Source organism: Methanimicrococcus stummii (genome assembly GCF_032594435.1).
Classification (GTDB): domain Archaea; phylum Halobacteriota; class Methanosarcinia; order Methanosarcinales; family Methanosarcinaceae; genus Methanimicrococcus; species Methanimicrococcus stummii.
In genome coordinates this window covers 1,154,750-1,171,510 of sequence record NZ_CP131062.1, presented here as the reverse complement: position 1 = coordinate 1,171,510, position 16,761 = coordinate 1,154,750, and the positions used below count along the sequence as shown (strand labels likewise).

The following is a 16,761-nucleotide window of genomic DNA, read 5'->3' as shown; positions in this document are numbered from 1 at the left end:
ATGACCGTTCTAAAAAATAAATTGGGAATTACAAACCAAGTCGAATTAAATCGAGAAGAGGAACGGCTCAGTAAAACAAATGCAAAACGCCTTTACGACAGCGGCGATATTTCCAAAATCGAAGTCGGCACATTTGAAGGATTGAAACAAATTCATCATTATTTGTTCAACGATATTTATGAATTCGCAGGCGCTATTCGCGATGTCAATATCTCAAAAGGAAATTTCAGATTTGCGCCGCTGATGTATTTGGAGCAGTCTTTAATTTACATTGACAAAATGCCGCAAACGACTTTTGATGAAACTATTGAAAAATACGTTGAAATGAATATTGCTCACCCGTTTCGCGAAGGAAACGGAAGAGCCTCGCGCATTTGGCTGGATTTGATTTTGAAAAAGGAAATCAAGAACGTTATTGACTGGGATCTGATTGACAAAAATGATTATCTTTCGGCGATGGAAAGAAGTCCCGTTAATGATCTTGAAATCAAAACGCTTTTTAAGAACGCTTTGACCGACAAAATCAATGAACGCGAATTATTTATGAAAGGCATAGATGTGAGTTATTATTACGAAAATTATTCTGAATTTAAAATTGAGGAATTATAAATGGATAAAATGAAATTTGAATCTCCTGACTTAACCTCGGAAAACATTGAAAAAATTGCGGCACTCTTCCCGTCAGTCGTTACCGAAAAATCCGGGGGGGGGGGGGGGGGGGGGGGGGGGGGGGGGAAATCAGCAACAGTCGACACTGAAGCGTGCTGTTAATTTTGACCTTTTACGAACTCTTTTGGGCGATGATGTCGCCGATGACGAAGCTTACGAATTTACTTGGGTCGGTAAAAGAGAAGCTGTGATGGAAGCCGGAAAACCGATTCGAAAAACTTTGAGACCCTGTCCGGAAGAGAGTAAATCTTTTGATTCAACTGAGAATTTGTACATTGAAGGCGATAATTTAGATGTTTTGAAACTTTTGCAGGAGAGTTATCTGGGAAAAGTGAAAATGATCTATATTGATCCGCCTTATAATACTGGTAAGAATTATATCTATCGTAACGATTTTTCTATTGATACAGAAGATTATCTTGAGGAATCTGATGCTGTTGATGAAAATGGTGCTAAACTTATTTCCAATCCCCGAACTTACGCAAGGTTCCATTCTGCTTGGTTGACTATGATATATTCTCGTCTTTTGATTGCACGAACTTTACTTTCTCAAAATGGCGTGCTTGTGTGTGCTATTGATGAAAACGAATTCTCTTCTCTTTCTATTATCCTTAAAGAAATATTTGGTGAAACAACATATGAACATTCATATGTTTCAGTTGTCCATAATCCGCGTGGTCAACAAGGAACCAATTTTTCATATGTCAATGAATATCTAATTTTTATATATCCAGCAAATGGCAAAAAATATCTTTCAAATTTTCCTAAAGATGAGGTTGATTCACGTTCATTACGTGATAGTGGGACTGAATCCGATCGCGGAGATGCACGATCATGTTTTTATCCTTTTTATATACAACACAATAAAATAGTCAAAATCGGTGAAGTGCCTGATGATACTTTCCATCCTTTAAGTTCCAACATTCATTTGGCTGATGGTGTCATTGAAGTTTGGCCAATGACAGATGATGGGGATGAAAAAAAATGGCGTTATGCCCGACAAAGTGTTGATGGTATACTTGACAAATTAGAGCCAAAAATGGGGCGTAATAGCCTCCAAATTATATACCATAAAGATGAAGGGACGATGAGAAGTGTATGGGCGAATGCAAGATACGATTCAAGCGAATATGGTACCAAACTGCTTGATAAATTATTTGGTGGGGCATCATTTACTTTCCCCAAAAGTATGTGGGCAGTTTATGATTGTATTAAGGCAGCGGTTAAAGATGATACACATTCTATTATCTTAGATTTCTTTAGTGGCTCAGCCACAACAGCTCATGCAGTTATGCAATTAAATGTCGATGATGGTGGGAGTCGTAAATACATTATGGTTCAACTACCTGAAGATCTGGATGAAGCATTGACGAGAGGGGTAGATGCAAAAACCAAAGCTTCAATTAAAGAATCAATTGATTTTTTAGATAGTATTGGTAAAGCTCATAATATTTGTGAAATCGGAAAAGAACGAATTCGCCGCGCCGGTGATAAAATCAAAGAAGAAAACAAAGACAAAGGGGGAATTGAAAATTTAGACATCGGTTTCCGTGTTCTCAAATTAGACGACAGCAATATGAAAGACGTTTATTATGCTGCCGGCGCTTATACTCAAGATTTACTTTCTTTGACAGAATCCAATATTAAAGACGATCGGAATGATATGGATTTACTTTACGGCTGTTTATTGGATTGGGGTTTGCCGCTTTCGCAATCTCATAAAACGGAAGTAATTGACGGTGTTGCCGTTCATACTTACAATGACGGTGATTTAATAGCCTGTTTTGCCGATAAAGTCAGTGAAGCGGTTGTTAAGGAGATTGCAAAACGTCAGCCTTTGAGAGTTGTGTTCAGAGACAGCAGTTTTTCGAGCAGTCCCGAGAAGATTAATGTTGAAGAAATCTTTAAATTAATGGCACCCAATACTACGGTAAAAGTCATTTAAAGGGATTAAAATGGACGATAAAGCTGAAGAAATCGGAAACATTCTCATTTATCAAAATGAAAGCGGGGATACAAAAATCGATGTTTATTTTGAAGATGATGATGTTTGGATGAGCCAGAAAAGCATTTCTCAGCTTTATCAAACAACACTTCAAAATGTCGTTTATCATATTACAAATATCTACTCTGACGGGGAATTGGATGCGGGAGCAACTATAAAGGATTACTTTATAGTTCGAAACGAAGGTGGTCGACAAGTCGAACGCCCGATTAAACATTACAATTTTCAAATGATTCTGGCAATCGGTTATCGCGTCAGATCACACGTCGGTGTTCATTTCCGCAATTGGGCTTCCAATGTATTGACGGAATACAGCCGAAAAGGTTTTGCTTTAAATGATGAACGCTTGAAAGATCCAAAACCGTTTGGAGAAGATTACTTTGATGAATTGCTTGAGCGTATCAGGGATATTCGCGCATCTGAAAAAAGGTTCTACTCCAAAATACGAGAGATCTTTACAACTTCCGTTGATTATGATTCAAAAGCAAAACAAGCACAAGTTTTTTTTGCAACAGCGCAAAACAAAATACATTACAGCATTCACGGGCATACAGCCGCAGAACTCATTGCCGAACGCGCGGATTCTTCAAAACCGAATATGGGACTTACAAATTTTAAAGGAGCTGTCGTCCGTAAAACCGATGTCGATACAGCTAAGAATTATTTGAATCAAGAAGAAATCGAAAATCTGAATCGATTGGTTACAATGTATTTGGATTTTGCCGAAGATCAAGCACGGCGGAATATCCCGATGTATATGTCTGATTGGGAAAAAAAATTGGACGAATTTTTACTTTTCACAGGACGGGAAGTGTTGGATAATCCCGGAAAAATTTCCGCTGAAGATGCAAAGCAAACGGCTGAACAAGAGTTTCAAAAATATGAGCAGCACCGTCATGAATTAGAACATGAATCAGACATGGACATATTAAATCAGGATATTAAAAAAATCGGTAAAGAAAAGAGGAATCTTTGATGAGATTACAATTTAAGCACCAAAAGTTTCAGGCGGACGCAGCAAAGGCGGTTTGTGATGTTTTTGCAGGGCAGCCATGTTTGACGCCGTCTTACATGATGGATAAAGGCATTCTTGCAAAAGGACAAACAACAATTGTTGAAGGTCAGGAAATGACCGGATTTGGAAACCAACGGATTGTTCCGCAATTGAACGACAATATCATTTTAGAAAATCTTCAAAAAATTCAGCGCGATTTTCAAATTGAACCCTCCAAGGCTTTAGAAGGCCGATACAATCTGACGGTTGAAATGGAAACCGGTGTCGGTAAAACTTATACCTACATCAAAACAATGTATGAGCTTAACAAACGCTACGGTTGGAGCAAATTTATCATCGTTGTTCCGAGTGTTGCTATCCGTGAAGGCGTTTACAAATCTTTCCAAATGACGGAAGACCATTTTGCCGAAGAATACGGCAAAAAAATCCGATATTTCATCTACAATTCTTCTCAATTAACCGAAATTGACAGGTTCGCATCCGACAGCGCAATCAATGTCATGATTATCAATTCACAGGCGTTTAATGCCCGCGGCAAAGACGCGCGCCGCATCTATATGAAATTAGATGAATTCAGAAGTCGTCGACCGATTGATATTATTGCAAAAACAAATCCGATTTTAATTATTGATGAACCCCAGTCGGTTGAAGGAAAAGTGACAAAAGAAAGATTGGTTGAATTCAATCCTCTCATCACCCTTCGATATTCGGCGACGCACAAAAAAGACAGCGTTTATAATATGATTTACCGCCTCGACGCGATGGAAGCTTACAACAAAAAGCTTGTCAAAAAAATTTCCGTCAAAGGAATTACGGTAACCGGCGGAACTGCAACGGAAGGATATGTTTATTTGGAAGGATTAAACCTTTCCAAAGGAAACCCGACAGCAACGATTGAATTTGAAGTCAAAGGCAAAAACAGCGTTCGAAAAGAACGGCATATCGTTAACGAAGGCTACAATCTTTATTCAAAATCCGGAGAATTAAATGAATACAAAGACGGATTTACGGTTCTTCGAATTGACGGCAGAGACAGTTCAATCGAATTTACAAACGGCATTAAATTATTTGCCGGTGATGTTATCGGAGAAGTTAACGAAGACCAGCTTCGCCGTATTCAAATTCGTGAGACAATTCTTTCCCATTTGGAGCGCGAGAAACAGCTTTTCTATAAAAACATCAAAGTTCTCTCCCTTTTCTTTATTGACGAAGTCGCCAAATATAAACAATATAATGAAACCGGTCCGTTTAACGGTGAATATGCCGACATTTTTGAAGAAGAATACAAAGCGATTGTTGAGAATTTAATCAACGAATCTGAAGAAGATGAATATATCAAATACTTGAAAACAATTTCTGCCGGTCAAACGCATGCCGGATATTTTTCGATTGATAAAAAAAGCAATCGTATGATTGACAGCAAACTCGGCGACAAAAAAGAAAGAACTTCCGATGATGCTGACGCATATGATTTAATTATGAAGAACAAAGAACAGTTGCTTGACAGACGCGAACCTGTTCGTTTTATTTTCTCTCATTCGGCTCTTCGCGAAGGCTGGGACAATCCAAATGTCTTCCAAATTTGTACACTTAAACAAAGCGGCAGCGATGTTCGAAAACGCCAGGAAGTCGGTCGCGGTTTACGTTTGTCTGTTAATCAAAGCGGCGAGCGTATGGATACAAATGTATTAGGCGAAGATGTTCACAACATAAATGTTTTAACCGTTATCGCAAACGAAAGTTATGAATCCTTTTCAAAAGGACTTCAAACCGAAATTGCCGAAGCCGTTGCCGATCGCCCGCGCGCAGTGACAGTCGATTTGTTCAAAAATAAAGTTTTCCGAAATGAAAACGGTGATGAACAAGTGGTTGATGTCGAACTGGCTCAAATGGTTTATGAAAGCCTTATCGGAAATAAATATGTTAAAAAAGGCGTTTTAACGGATGATTATTTTGAAGCTAAAAAGAATGATGCACTTGTTTTCGATGATGAAGTTGCCGAATATCAAGATGCCATTATTGCCGTTTTAGATTCAGTCTATGACAGTCGCGGCTTGGGTCTTGAAAATGCATTCAAAAATAATGTCGAACTGAGTTTGAATACGGATAAATTGAGCAGCAAAGAGTTCAAAGAGTTATGGTCGCGTATTAATGTCAAATCCGTTTATACGGTCGATTTTGACGAGCAGGAACTCATTGAAAAATCAATTTCCTCACTCAACAAAAATCTTCACGTTTCTTCGATCTTTTTCAATGTTGAAAGTGGAAGTATGATTGATATTGAATCAAAAGAACAGCTTTCACTCGGTGACTCCTTTATTCGCGAAAGCCGTGAGGCATATAATGTTAAAACCGTTTCTAATTCTTCCGTAAAATATGATCTTGTCGGAAAAGTCGTTTCTGAAACAGGTCTGACCCGAAAAGCAATCGTCAATATTTTACAAGGAATTGAAAAATCGGTATTTGATCAGTTTGCTCACAATCCCGAAGAATTTATTATTCGTGCATCTGCGCTTATTAACGAACAAAAAGCAACCATCATTATCCAGCATATCATCTATAACAAAATTGATTCTGTTTATGATACGCAAATTCTCACAGAATCAACAATGAGGGGACAGCTCGGTGTCAATGTAATGGAAACAAAAAGGCATTTGTTTGACCATTTGGTTTATGATTCTGATACCGAACGCACTTTCGCGGAAAATATTGATATCAGCAAAGAAGTTGCAGTTTATGTTAAATTACCGAAAGGATTCTACATCAATACACCTGTCGGAAAATACAGTCCGGATTGGGCTATTGCTTTCCACGAAGGAATGGTGAAGCATATTTATTTTGTTGCCGAAACCAAAGGTTCTTTATCAACATTGCAATTGCGCAGTATTGAAAAAGCAAAAATTCATTGTGCAACTGAACATTTTAAAACAATCAGCACCGACTCTGTCATTTATCATGCTGTTGATAATTATGAGAAATTAATGAGTCTTGTTAAGCAATAAAAAAGATTCAGCGCGGTTTTTTCAACCGTGCTGTTTATTTTTCATAATTCAAAATTGAATCGGAAATAAAATCAATTCTTAATTCCCTGAGCAACGCCTTCCGGAACCATATGTTCCGCCAATTCTGCTCTTTTTTCTTCCGGAATCGGTGTCGTCGTGCCGGCTTTAAAATCATAGTGAACAACAACGGCGCGGCCGTAGGTGCAAAGGCGTCCTTCCTGCCAGGCTTCATGATAAACGGTAAAAGATTTTGTGCCGATTTTTTCAACGTAGGTGCGGAGTTCGACGTCAAATTCGAAAAAGAGCTCGCCGACAAAATTAAAATCGGTGTACGCCATGATAAGCGGCCAAACGTCGTGAGATAAATTCAGATTCGGCTCAAACATGCGGAAAATCGGGTTTCTTGCCATTTCAAACCAGCGCGCAAGGACTGTGTTGTTGATATGGCCAAGTCCGTCAACTTCTCCAAAACTGGGCGTAACTGTTGCAGTAAACATGTTTCTCTCTAATTTTATAGAATATATTTAAATCTATCATTTAATCGGAAAAACTGAAAAAGGTCATTGCATTTTACGGTCGTGACATTTCTCTTATTGTCATGATAATCAATGACAAATTTATGAAAACATATTTAACGCATAAATGATTTTTCTGTTTTGATCGGTTTTAAATCGGCGTTTCCGATGAAGCCGACCGATATCATTGTAAAAAGAGGGGATTATATTATTCGAAAATCTGCGTTTTCTTGATACGACGCTCCGCGACGGTGAACAAACGCCGGGCGTAGCGCTCTCGACCGATGACAAATTAAAAATAGCGACAGCTTTAGATGATCTGGGCGTTCACATTATTGAAGCCGGATCCGCGGTGACATCCGCAGGGGAGCGCGCCGCCATCAAAGCGGTTGCCGATCTCGGTCTGAACGCCGAAATCTGCAGCTATTGCCGCATGCGCACATCAGACATTGATCTCGCGCTTGAATGCGATGTCGATTCGGTTCATCTCGTTGTTCCGTCTTCCAATCTTCATATTGAAACGAAGTTGAAGAAAGATATTTTTGATAAAAAAGACCGCGAAGACGTTTTAATGATGGCGGGCGAGGTCGCCGAATACGCGAAATCTCACGGGCTGATTGTTGAATTCAGCGCGGAAGACGCGTCTCGAGCCGATTTTAAGTTTTTGAAAGATTTGTACGCGAGCGGCGTTTCGCACGGCGCGGACAGACTTTGCTATTGCGACACCGTCGGCATGCTCACGCCTGAGAAAACTTTTAACATTTTCTCCGAGTTGGCTTTCTCGGCCGGCGCACCTGTCAGCGTTCACTGCCACAACGACTTCGGTCTGGCTGTTGCCAATACGGTTGCCGCGTTTCGGGCCGGCGCCGCCGAAGGGCATTTGACGGTTAACGGAATCGGTGAGCGCAGCGGAAATGCGGCGCTTGAGGAAGTGATTGTTCAGCTCGAACATCTTTACGGCGCCGATACCGGCATTAAAACCGAAAATCTGTATCAAGTTTCCAGATTGGTCAGCCGGTTGACGAATATTCCGGTCGCGCCGAACAAGGCGCTTGTCGGCGGCAATTCGTTCACGCATGAAGCCGGTATTCACGTTCACGATCTTGTCAAGAATACGGCGTCTTACGAGCCGATCGTTCCTGACTTCGTCGGAAGAACGCGCCGTGTCGTTCTCGGAAAACACGCCGGCGCAAGTTCTATTGAGTTGGCTTTAACGGAATTGAAGCTTGATGCTAATTCCGCGCAGAAAGAGGAAATTTTCAAACGCGTCAAAGAAATGGGAGATAAAGGTCTCCGCGTAACCGATGCCGATTTGCAAACCATTGCCGAATCCGTTTTGGAAATCCACTGCGAGCCGACGGTTAAATTGAAATCGTTTTCGGCGGTTTCCGGTCGTCCTTCTATTCCGATGGCTTCGGTTATTTTAGAAGTCAACGGCAAGGAAGAAGTTTGTGTCGATACAGGCGACGGTCCGGTTGACGCGGCGATTCGCGCGATTCAGCGCGCCGTTGCATCTGTCGGTGATATCGTTTTAGAAGAATATCACGTCGATGCGATTACGGGCGGAACAGATGCCTTGGTTGAAGTTACGGTTAAAATGTCCAAAGACGGTAAAGCGATTACCGCCCGCGGCGCCCGAACCGACATCATCGAAGCGTCAGTCGAAGCGGTTATTAACGGCATGAATCGGCTTGTTTAAGTCGAGTTTGTTGTTTGGCGCGGAAGTGTTTCAAATTTAAACGGAATCGTTTCAAATTAAAATGAAATGGTTTCAAAAAACGATTGAGCCGATTTTTAAATCGGCTTTTCGTTTTCAATTTGAAACGGCTTTTTTGATTTTTCAAGTCTCTAAAGTTCATTTTTCCGCGTTCGTAAAACAAGCGTTAAATATCATGCCTTAATATTCTGTTCAAAATTATTCAAAATTAAAAGCCGTTTTTTTCAATTTGATGCGGCGGAATTATAAATCAAACAAACTATTCAATAACAAAAGAATTTGCCGTCGGACATAATATTTTGCCGCGCGTAAATTCGGATCGAAGAAGCCGATTTCGGCTGAAAATTACAGGAGATGCTGTTTTAATGACAAAAAATTCTGCGGAGCAGATGAACGGCGCAAAAGCGTTCATCGAATCTCTCAAAAAGGAAGGCGTGGACACCATATTCGGATATCCCGGCGGTGTTTTACTCCACATTTACGATGAGATTTACAACTGTGACTTGCGCCACATCCTTGTTCGCCACGAACAAGCGGCAGCCCACGCGGCTGACGGCTATGCCCGCGCAACAGGTAAAACAGGCGTCTGTCTCGCAACATCCGGGCCGGGCGCCACGAATTTGGTTACCGGTATTGCAACCGCGCACATGGATTCCGTTCCGATGGTCGCGTTTACCGGACAAGTCACAAGCTCGCTCATCGGAAACGACGCGTTCCAGGAAGCCAACATTACCGGCATTACGCTCCCGATTACAAAGCACAATTATCTCGTTCAAAAAGCGGAAGACATTCCGAAAAGCATTAAAGAAGCTTTCTACATCGCATCAACAGGACGTCCCGGTCCGGTTTTGGTCGACATTACGAAAGATGCGACCTCGGAAGAATTTAAATTTTCGTATCCGGACAAAGTGGAACTTCGCAGCTACAAGCCGACCGTGAAAGGCAACATTCAGCAAATTAAAAAAGCGGCGGCGATGATTGCGGCAGCCAAAAAACCTGTCATTTACGCAGGCGGCGGCGTTGTCGCAGCAAACGCGTCTTCAGAATTATACAAGTTGGCGGAACTCGTCAATGCGCCTGTTACGACCACGCTGATGGGCATGGGCGCGTTTCCGACAGACCATCCACTCTTTATCGGCATGCCCGGCATGCACGGCACAAAATACGCGAACTTCAGCATTCAAGATTCCGATTTGTTAATCGCAGTCGGCGCGCGCTTTGACGACCGCGTCACCAGCAAAATTTCATCATTTGCGGCCGGCGCGAAAATCATTCATATTGATGTCGACCCCGCCGAAATTTCCAAAAATGTCGCCGTTGATTTACCGATTGTCGGCGATGCTAAATGCATTTTAACGGATTTGATTCCGGCGGTTTCCGAAAAACTCGTTTCGGGAAAAACGTCCGACTGGTTAAACCGCATTGCGCAATGGAAAAAAGAATATCCGCTCGGATACATTGACGACGGTTCCACTATCAAGCCGCAGTTTGTGATTGAAACGCTCTGCGAAGTCGCGCCTGATGCGATTGTCGCAACGGAAGTCGGTCAGCACCAGATGTGGACGGCGCAGTATTTCAAATTTAAACAGCCGCGCAAACTGATTACATCCGGCGGTCTCGGAACAATGGGTTACGGCCTTCCGGCAGCGATGGGCGCAAAAGTCGGCTGCCCCGACCAAGTCGTTTTCGATGTCGCAGGCGACGGCTCTTTCCAAATGAATTCTCAGGAATTGGCAACGCTTGTGTCCAACGACATTCCTGTCGTTTCCGTAATTTTAAACAACGGTTACTTGGGAATGGTTCGCCAGTGGCAGGAACTCTTCTACGATTGCCATTATTCACACACCGATATCATTGACAGCGTTGACTTCGTCAAGCTGGCCGAAGCGTACGGCGCGCTCGGCATTCGCGTTGAGAAGAAATCCGAACTCAAAGAAGCGGTTCAAACGGCGATTAAATCCGGCCGTCCGGCTGTGATTGATGTTCGCATTGATCGCGGCGAAAACGTGTTCCCGATGGTTCCGGCAGGTGCTTCCATTAACGAATTGGTTGATGAAAGAAAGTACGGGGGGATTTAAATGGCTGAAATGCAATCTCACACGCTTTCGATTTTGGTTGAAAATCATTTCGGTGTTTTGACGCGTGTCGCCGCGCTTTTCGCGCGCCGCGGCTACAACATTGACAGTTTGGCTGTCGGCCGAACCGAAGATCCGGATGTTTCCAGAATGACGATTGTCGTTTACGGCGACGATGCCGTGATCGAGCAAGTGATTAAACAGCTTTACAAGCTGATTGAAGTCATTAAAGTCGTTGATTTGAGCAAAGAAGAACACGTCGATCGCGAACTTGCGCTTATTAAAGTGGCGGCAACGTCTGAGACGCGTTCCGATATTTTGCAAATCGTTGAAATTTTCCGCGCCAAAGTCATTGACGTCGGCACCAATACGCTGATGATTGAAATCACAGGCGGCAGCGACAAAATTTCTGCGATTGAAAAATTGCTCCGCCCGTTCGGCATTAAAGAACTCGCGCGTACCGGAAAAGTCGGTCTTTTGAGAGGCGCGAAGGATACGGCAAAGGAAAAATAAGCAAATAAAAAATTGAAACATAAAAATGAATCGAAAGCTTAATGAGTTTTCATCATTTTTTTAATTTCAGTTTTTTAAATTTTATTTTTATTTCATTGATTTGATTAATTGATTTATTTGATTATTAGGAGTCATCATTATGGCACAAATGTACTACGACAAAGATGCAGATTTGAATGTATTGAAAGGAAAAACAATCGCCGTCATCGGTTACGGCAGCCAGGGACACGCGCAGGCAATGAATTTGAAAGATTCCGGCCTTGACGTTGTCATCGGTTTAAGACAAGGCGGCCGCAGCTGGAAAAAAGCTGAGTCTGACGGCATGAAAGTCATGGAAGTTCCGGACGCTGTCAAAGCGGCCGACATCGTTCACATCTTGGCGCCCGACGAAGCGCAGTCCAAGCTTTACTATTCCGAAATTGAGCCGAACTTGAAACAGGGCGCAGCGCTCTCTTTCTCCCACGGCTTTAACATTCACTACAACCAAATCGTTCCGCGCCAGGATTTGGATGTCTTCATGGTCGCCCCGAAAAGCCCCGGCCACATTGTCAGAAGAACCTATTCCGAAGGCATCGGCGTCCCCGGTCTTGTCGCCGTTTATCAGGACAAGAGCGGCAATGCCAAAAAACTCGGTCTCGCGTTCGCAAAAGGCGTCGGCTGCACGCGCGCCGGCGTTTATGAAACAACTTTCAGAGAAGAAACCGAAACCGATTTGTTCGGCGAACAAGTCGATTTGTGCGGCGGCGCCGCCAGTTTGATGAAAGCGGCTTTTGACATTTTGGTGGAAGCCGGCTACCAGCCCGAAATGGCTTACTTTGAAACCGTTCACGAATTGAAATTAATCGTTGATTTGATTCACGAAGGCGGTCTTGAAAAGATGTGGTATTCCGTCTCCAACACCGCAGAATACGGCGGCATGACTGTCGGCCCGCGCGTCATCAACGCAGAATCCGAAGACGCGATGTACGAAGCGCTTGAACGCATTCAAAACGGCGAATTCGCCAAAGAATTCATTTTGGAAGGCATGGTCAACCACCCGACCTTAAAAGCAATGGAACGCCACGAGAGCGAGCTTGAAATCGAAATCGTCGGCAAAGAAATCCGCTCCAAGATTCCGTGGCTCAACAAAGGAATTGACGAAGACTGATTTTTCAGTCTTTTCTTTTTCATTTTTGAATTTTATTCAAATATTCTCCGCTACCGGCAGCGGGGTTAAAAATAGCCGGGACCAAATATTTTCCGCTTACCGGCACGCGGAACAAATAAATTGCCGGGATCAAATTTTTGTTAATTTCATTTTTTATTTTTATATCATGATTACTTTCACCGTGTTCTGATTCTTTATTTACTTTGTTTGCTTTTTTCTTTTGCTCAATTGGGCAAGGAGAAATTTTATGGAATACTTACCGGCTTACAATCGAATTTTAAAGGAAGGAGGAATCATCGCTTTATCAACTTCCGCAAACAACAATCCGAACGTCCGAATCGTCAATTATTGCTTTGATGAAAATAATCCGTCTGTTCTTTATTTCTCAACAAGCAGCGACAGCAACAAAATCGCGGAACTTACGGGAAATGAGAAAACCGCTTTTACAACAATTCCTACATCTCATGACGACACGCCGCACGTTCGTTCGCACAACGCGTTTGTTCGAAAGAGCGATTTATCACTCAATGATGTCAAAGACATGTTTTTGAAACAAACGCCGGATCTTGCGGAAATGTTTGAAGCGGTCGGGAATTTCCTTGATATTTATGAAATCCATGTCAAAGAAGCAGATGTCGTTGTTTCGATGGAAGATGCCGGAATCATAATCTTCTGAAAATTAAGTCTTTTAAATAAATCCAAAAAATATTCAAAATCAAATGGTGACCAATATGGAACAATCCGAAATCCCTGAAAATATGATATTTTGTCAGTGCTGTGCAATGCCTTTAGACGAGTCCGGCGAATTTAACGGGACAGAAGCTGACGGCAGCAAAAATGAAGAGTACTGCGTTTACTGCTACAAAGACGGCGCATTTACGGCACCTGACGCAACAATGGAAGAAATGATTGAATTCTGCGTTCCGCATATGGTTTCTGCAAATGAAAACATAACTGAGGATGCGGCGCGTGAAATGATGCAAAAATATTTCCCCGAATTGAAACGCTGGAAAAAATAAAAATGATTTGAATTTAAATTTTGTAAATTCATTTTTAAAAGGAAGCGGATTGAAATTTCAATCCGCATTTTTGACTTAAGCCATCATCGAAAACGGAACGGCGATTCCGATGAAAATCAGGAGCACAAAAAGCACAAAGATTACGAAAACAATGAACGGCAACAACAGGAATCCGATGATTTCCCAAACGGTCGCTTCTTTGAAAGGCAGTTCGCCTTTATTGATTTTGTCGGCTTCGGTGTACGCGTCATAAATACTCCAAATCCATACGGCAATGCCCGGAACGATCAAAAATGATCCGACAAAAGCGCCGACCATGAAACAAAGCCCTCTGCCGAATTTGCCGTTGTAAACCTGACCGAGACCGGCCATGAAGAATGATAAAATTGCAGCAAAAAATGTGCTTTTTTCTTTTACCGGCACGTATCTCGGAATTTCTTCGCCGCAAACGTGCTCGGCGTTTGCAGATTCATTCGTGTATTGTGATTGTTGCGACTGATATGATTGGTCTGTTCCGTCTTGATTTTCTCTGCCTTTGACAGGCGTTCCGCAGCTTGAACAGACGATTGCGTATTCTTTTAAAGGTTCTCCGCAATTGGAACAAAAATTGTTTGCCATAATTTTCCTCTTTTTTATTTTGTTTTCGTTTTTATTCTTCATTTTTCTTTCTGTAACCTTTTTGATTATCTGTCATCAAACTTATTTATATTATTTGAAGTCAAAATATTACCAAATATTGGGATTCATTTAATTTTTATTAATTTTTGATTTATTTTTTGGAGTGATTTTTTGATTCAAAATGAAATTACTGAAAACATTTATTCTCGCCGAAGCGTTCGCAAATATACGGCGGATCCGGTTTCGAATGAAGCCGTTTTAACAATTCTTGAATGCGCCCGATTCGCGCCGTCGGGTTTAAACAATCAACCGTGGCGGTTTATTGTTGTTGATGATTCTGAAATCGGACGGCGGCTTTCAACGCTGACGCATTACTCGGAAATTGTCGCGTCAGCGCCGCTTTTAATTGCCGTTTTCTTAGACACGGCGGCCTCTTACAATCGTGAAAAAGATTTAATGGCAATCGGCGCAAGCATTCAAAATATTTTGCTTGCCGCGCATTCTCTGAAACTCGGAGCGGTTTGGCTGGGCGAGATTTTGAAAAACAAAGACGAGGTTTCAAAAATATTAAACGCACCGGAAAGTTTTGAATTGGCGGCTGTTGTTGCAATCGGCCATCCGATTGACAATTTTTCAGAAACCGCGGATCGAAAACCGTTAAATGAACTCGTTTTTAAAAATAAATTCTAAAATGAATCAGCCGCAATAGCCGATTCATTCTTTTTCTTTTCATCAATTCAGATGAATGCCAGCGGTATCATCATTAACATGAAAATGACAATCATGACGACAAAAACAATGATCCAGAAGAAAATGAATACGATGATTTCCCCAAAACTCGGGTTTGCAAAAGGAATGAGCCCCTTGTTCATTTTATCGGCATCGTTGTACGCATCCCAAAGGCAAATAAACCACACAATCAGCCCCGGAATCAGCAAGAGCAATCCGATGATAAAACTGATTTGAAACAGAATGCCTTTCCAGAATTTTCCGTTGTAAAGCTGACCCAGCCCGACCCAGAAAAAGGACAAAAGCAATGCGATGAATGGGCTTTTTTGATCTGCTTGAACATATTGTGCTCTCGGCGGCGCGTTATAATTCGGCACTCCTCTCGGCGGTTCGTTATAATTTTGGTTTTGGCCGGATGCAGACGGTCCGGATGAAATCGGCTCGTCTTCCGTCAGCCGCGCACCGCAATTATAACAAATTTTTGCGTCTTCTCTGAGAACGGATTCACCGCAATTTGAACAAAAATTATTTCCCATGAATTTATCTCCTCTCGATTTCGGTTCAATCTAATATTCATGAACTCAAAAACAGATTTTAGATTTGAAATGAATTAAAGCTATAAAAACTAAATTTATGAATTAAAACTGAATTTAAAGAATTTTAAAAATTAACGAAAAAAGAAAAAATTAAAATGCGAATTTTAAATCCGCATTAAATTATGTTTAAAGCATCAACAATCCAAAAAAGAAGCCGATGATGAAGAATATGATGAAGAACCCGACGAGCAATCCGATAAAGACACCGGCGTAAACCAAAGCGTCCTGCATTGTCGGTTCGGGACCTGCCGGAACCTGTCCTTTGTTGATTTTGTCGGCTTCGGTGTACGCGTCATACAATCCGTAAAGCCAAACGAAGAACGAAATCGGGAAGAAAATGTATAACGTGATGATTGCTGCCGTTTCAATCATAATACCTTTTTTCAGGTTGCCGTTGTAAACTTGTCCGGCACCCGGGAAAAAGAATGAAAGAATGATTGAAATAAACGGATTTTTAATTTGAGGATAAGCCTGTTCGGGGCGCGCATACGTTCTGTTTTCGTACCGGTTTTGATTTTGCGTGCTTTCGTATTGGTTTTGCGTGCTTTCGTATTGGTTTTGTGTACTCTCGTATTGGTTTTGTGTACTCTCGTATTGGCTTTCGTTGTCCGTACGATAATCGTTTCCTGCGTTTTGGTTTTCCGCATTCTGATTATTTTCATTTGAAGTCGATTCGGTTTGAGCTGATTGAAGCGGTTTTCCGCAGTTGACACAAACTTTTGCATCAAGGTTTGCAATCGGTTCTCCACATTCGGAACAGAAATTGTTTGCTATTTATTTGCCTCTATAGTTGTTAAATCCGTGTAAAACCAAAGTACGTTTTTATGAAATAATTGACACAGTCTCCTATAAATAGCCATTGGGCAAAGACATTTTCAAATCATAATTCTAAATTTTCAAAAAAACGAAAAAAAACATTCGTTTGAAAACAGGGCTGGTTGAGTTGTTTTTAAAAATTTCAAAAAATATTTTGAAAATTTCAAATTTAAAATAATGAAAAATAAATGGTGAAGTAAACGATGAAGTAAACGATGAAGTAAACGATGAAGTAAACGATGAATAATGAAAATGAGATTTGAACAAAAATAAAACAGCAAAGGAATTTTTCAAATCCCTTTTACTGTTTTTATTTCGTTTTTAT

Annotated in this window: 17 protein-coding genes; 12 read left to right on the top strand and 5 right to left on the bottom strand. The window is 41.5% G+C overall.

Annotated features, from left to right (window positions below):
* Genes fic through MmiEs2_RS05735 form a run of 5 tightly spaced genes read left to right on the top strand, consistent with a single transcriptional unit; the run spans window position 1 to window position 6,691 of the window.
* On the top strand, window positions 1-609 hold the full coding sequence (fic, locus tag MmiEs2_RS05755) for a protein adenylyltransferase Fic (RefSeq protein WP_316558925.1): 609 nt from the start codon (window positions 1-3) through the stop codon (window positions 607-609).
* Window positions 610-771, top strand: coding sequence for a hypothetical protein (locus MmiEs2_RS05750; RefSeq protein WP_316558924.1), 162 nt, complete (start codon window positions 610-612; stop codon window positions 769-771).
* 22 nt (window positions 772-793) lie between these two features.
* Window positions 794-2,614: a site-specific DNA-methyltransferase gene (locus tag MmiEs2_RS05745; RefSeq protein ID WP_316558923.1), complete on the top strand. Its 1,821-nt coding sequence runs from the start codon at window positions 794-796 to the stop codon at window positions 2,612-2,614.
* Between the two features lie 10 nt (window positions 2,615-2,624).
* Window positions 2,625-3,650 carry a virulence RhuM family protein gene (locus MmiEs2_RS05740; protein ID WP_316558922.1) on the top strand — a complete coding sequence of 342 codons (1,026 nt, stop codon included), beginning with the start codon at window positions 2,625-2,627 and terminating at the stop codon, window positions 3,648-3,650.
* Window positions 3,650-6,691, top strand: coding sequence for a type III restriction-modification system endonuclease (locus tag MmiEs2_RS05735; protein WP_316558921.1), 3,042 nt, complete (start codon window positions 3,650-3,652; stop codon window positions 6,689-6,691). The genes MmiEs2_RS05740 and MmiEs2_RS05735 overlap by 1 nt, the downstream gene beginning before the upstream one ends.
* Before the next feature lie 71 nt (window positions 6,692-6,762).
* On the opposite strand, the gene MmiEs2_RS05730 is transcribed toward MmiEs2_RS05735, so the two are convergent.
* Window positions 6,763-7,188, bottom strand: coding sequence for an acyl-CoA thioesterase (locus MmiEs2_RS05730; protein ID WP_316558920.1), 426 nt, complete (start codon window positions 7,186-7,188; stop codon window positions 6,763-6,765).
* A 220-nt stretch (window positions 7,189-7,408) separates the two neighbouring features.
* Here MmiEs2_RS05730 and MmiEs2_RS05725 point away from each other — a divergent pair, with 220 nt between their 5' ends.
* The 6 genes from MmiEs2_RS05725 (at window position 7,409) to MmiEs2_RS05700 (ending at window position 13,677) form a co-directional block, all read left to right on the top strand.
* Window positions 7,409-8,905 carry a 2-isopropylmalate synthase gene (locus MmiEs2_RS05725; RefSeq protein ID WP_420891242.1) on the top strand — a complete coding sequence of 499 codons (1,497 nt, stop codon included), beginning with the start codon at window positions 7,409-7,411 and terminating at the stop codon, window positions 8,903-8,905.
* A 383-nt stretch (window positions 8,906-9,288) separates the two neighbouring features.
* Window positions 9,289-11,001 carry an acetolactate synthase large subunit gene (locus tag MmiEs2_RS05720; RefSeq protein WP_316558919.1) on the top strand — a complete coding sequence of 571 codons (1,713 nt, stop codon included), beginning with the start codon at window positions 9,289-9,291 and terminating at the stop codon, window positions 10,999-11,001.
* The gene (ilvN, locus tag MmiEs2_RS05715) at window positions 11,002-11,511 is read left to right on the top strand and encodes an acetolactate synthase small subunit (protein ID WP_316558918.1); all 510 of its coding nucleotides are present in this window, start codon (window positions 11,002-11,004) and stop codon (window positions 11,509-11,511) included. It abuts the gene before it with no gap.
* Window positions 11,512-11,650: 139 nt separating this feature from the next.
* Window positions 11,651-12,658, top strand: a complete 1,008-nt coding sequence (gene ilvC / locus MmiEs2_RS05710; protein WP_316558917.1) for a ketol-acid reductoisomerase — start codon at window positions 11,651-11,653, stop codon at window positions 12,656-12,658.
* Window positions 12,659-12,905: 247 nt separating this feature from the next.
* Window positions 12,906-13,334 carry a pyridoxamine 5'-phosphate oxidase family protein gene (locus MmiEs2_RS05705; protein ID WP_316558916.1) on the top strand — a complete coding sequence of 143 codons (429 nt, stop codon included), beginning with the start codon at window positions 12,906-12,908 and terminating at the stop codon, window positions 13,332-13,334.
* Between the two features lie 55 nt (window positions 13,335-13,389).
* Window positions 13,390-13,677 carry a zinc ribbon domain-containing protein gene (locus MmiEs2_RS05700; protein WP_316558915.1) on the top strand — a complete coding sequence of 96 codons (288 nt, stop codon included), beginning with the start codon at window positions 13,390-13,392 and terminating at the stop codon, window positions 13,675-13,677.
* 75 nt (window positions 13,678-13,752) lie between these two features.
* On the opposite strand, the gene MmiEs2_RS05695 is transcribed toward MmiEs2_RS05700, so the two are convergent.
* Window positions 13,753-14,295, bottom strand: coding sequence for a zinc-ribbon domain-containing protein (locus tag MmiEs2_RS05695; protein ID WP_316558914.1), 543 nt, complete (start codon window positions 14,293-14,295; stop codon window positions 13,753-13,755).
* A gap of 171 nt (window positions 14,296-14,466) precedes the next feature.
* Here MmiEs2_RS05695 and MmiEs2_RS05690 point away from each other — a divergent pair, with 171 nt between their 5' ends.
* Window positions 14,467-14,985 carry a nitroreductase family protein gene (locus MmiEs2_RS05690; RefSeq protein WP_316558913.1) on the top strand — a complete coding sequence of 173 codons (519 nt, stop codon included), beginning with the start codon at window positions 14,467-14,469 and terminating at the stop codon, window positions 14,983-14,985.
* A gap of 47 nt (window positions 14,986-15,032) precedes the next feature.
* On the opposite strand, the gene MmiEs2_RS05685 is transcribed toward MmiEs2_RS05690, so the two are convergent.
* From MmiEs2_RS05685 to MmiEs2_RS05675, 3 genes are all read right to left on the bottom strand, one after another.
* On the bottom strand, window positions 15,033-15,560 hold the full coding sequence (locus tag MmiEs2_RS05685; protein WP_316558912.1) for a zinc ribbon domain-containing protein: 528 nt from the start codon (window positions 15,558-15,560) through the stop codon (window positions 15,033-15,035).
* A 186-nt stretch (window positions 15,561-15,746) separates the two neighbouring features.
* Window positions 15,747-15,992, bottom strand: coding sequence for a hypothetical protein (locus MmiEs2_RS05680; protein WP_316558911.1), 246 nt, complete (start codon window positions 15,990-15,992; stop codon window positions 15,747-15,749).
* An 11-nt stretch (window positions 15,993-16,003) separates the two neighbouring features.
* Complete coding sequence (locus MmiEs2_RS05675) at window positions 16,004-16,357, bottom strand: hypothetical protein (RefSeq protein ID WP_316558910.1); 354 nt, start codon at window positions 16,355-16,357, stop codon at window positions 16,004-16,006.
* Window positions 16,358-16,761: the final 404 nt, after the last annotated feature.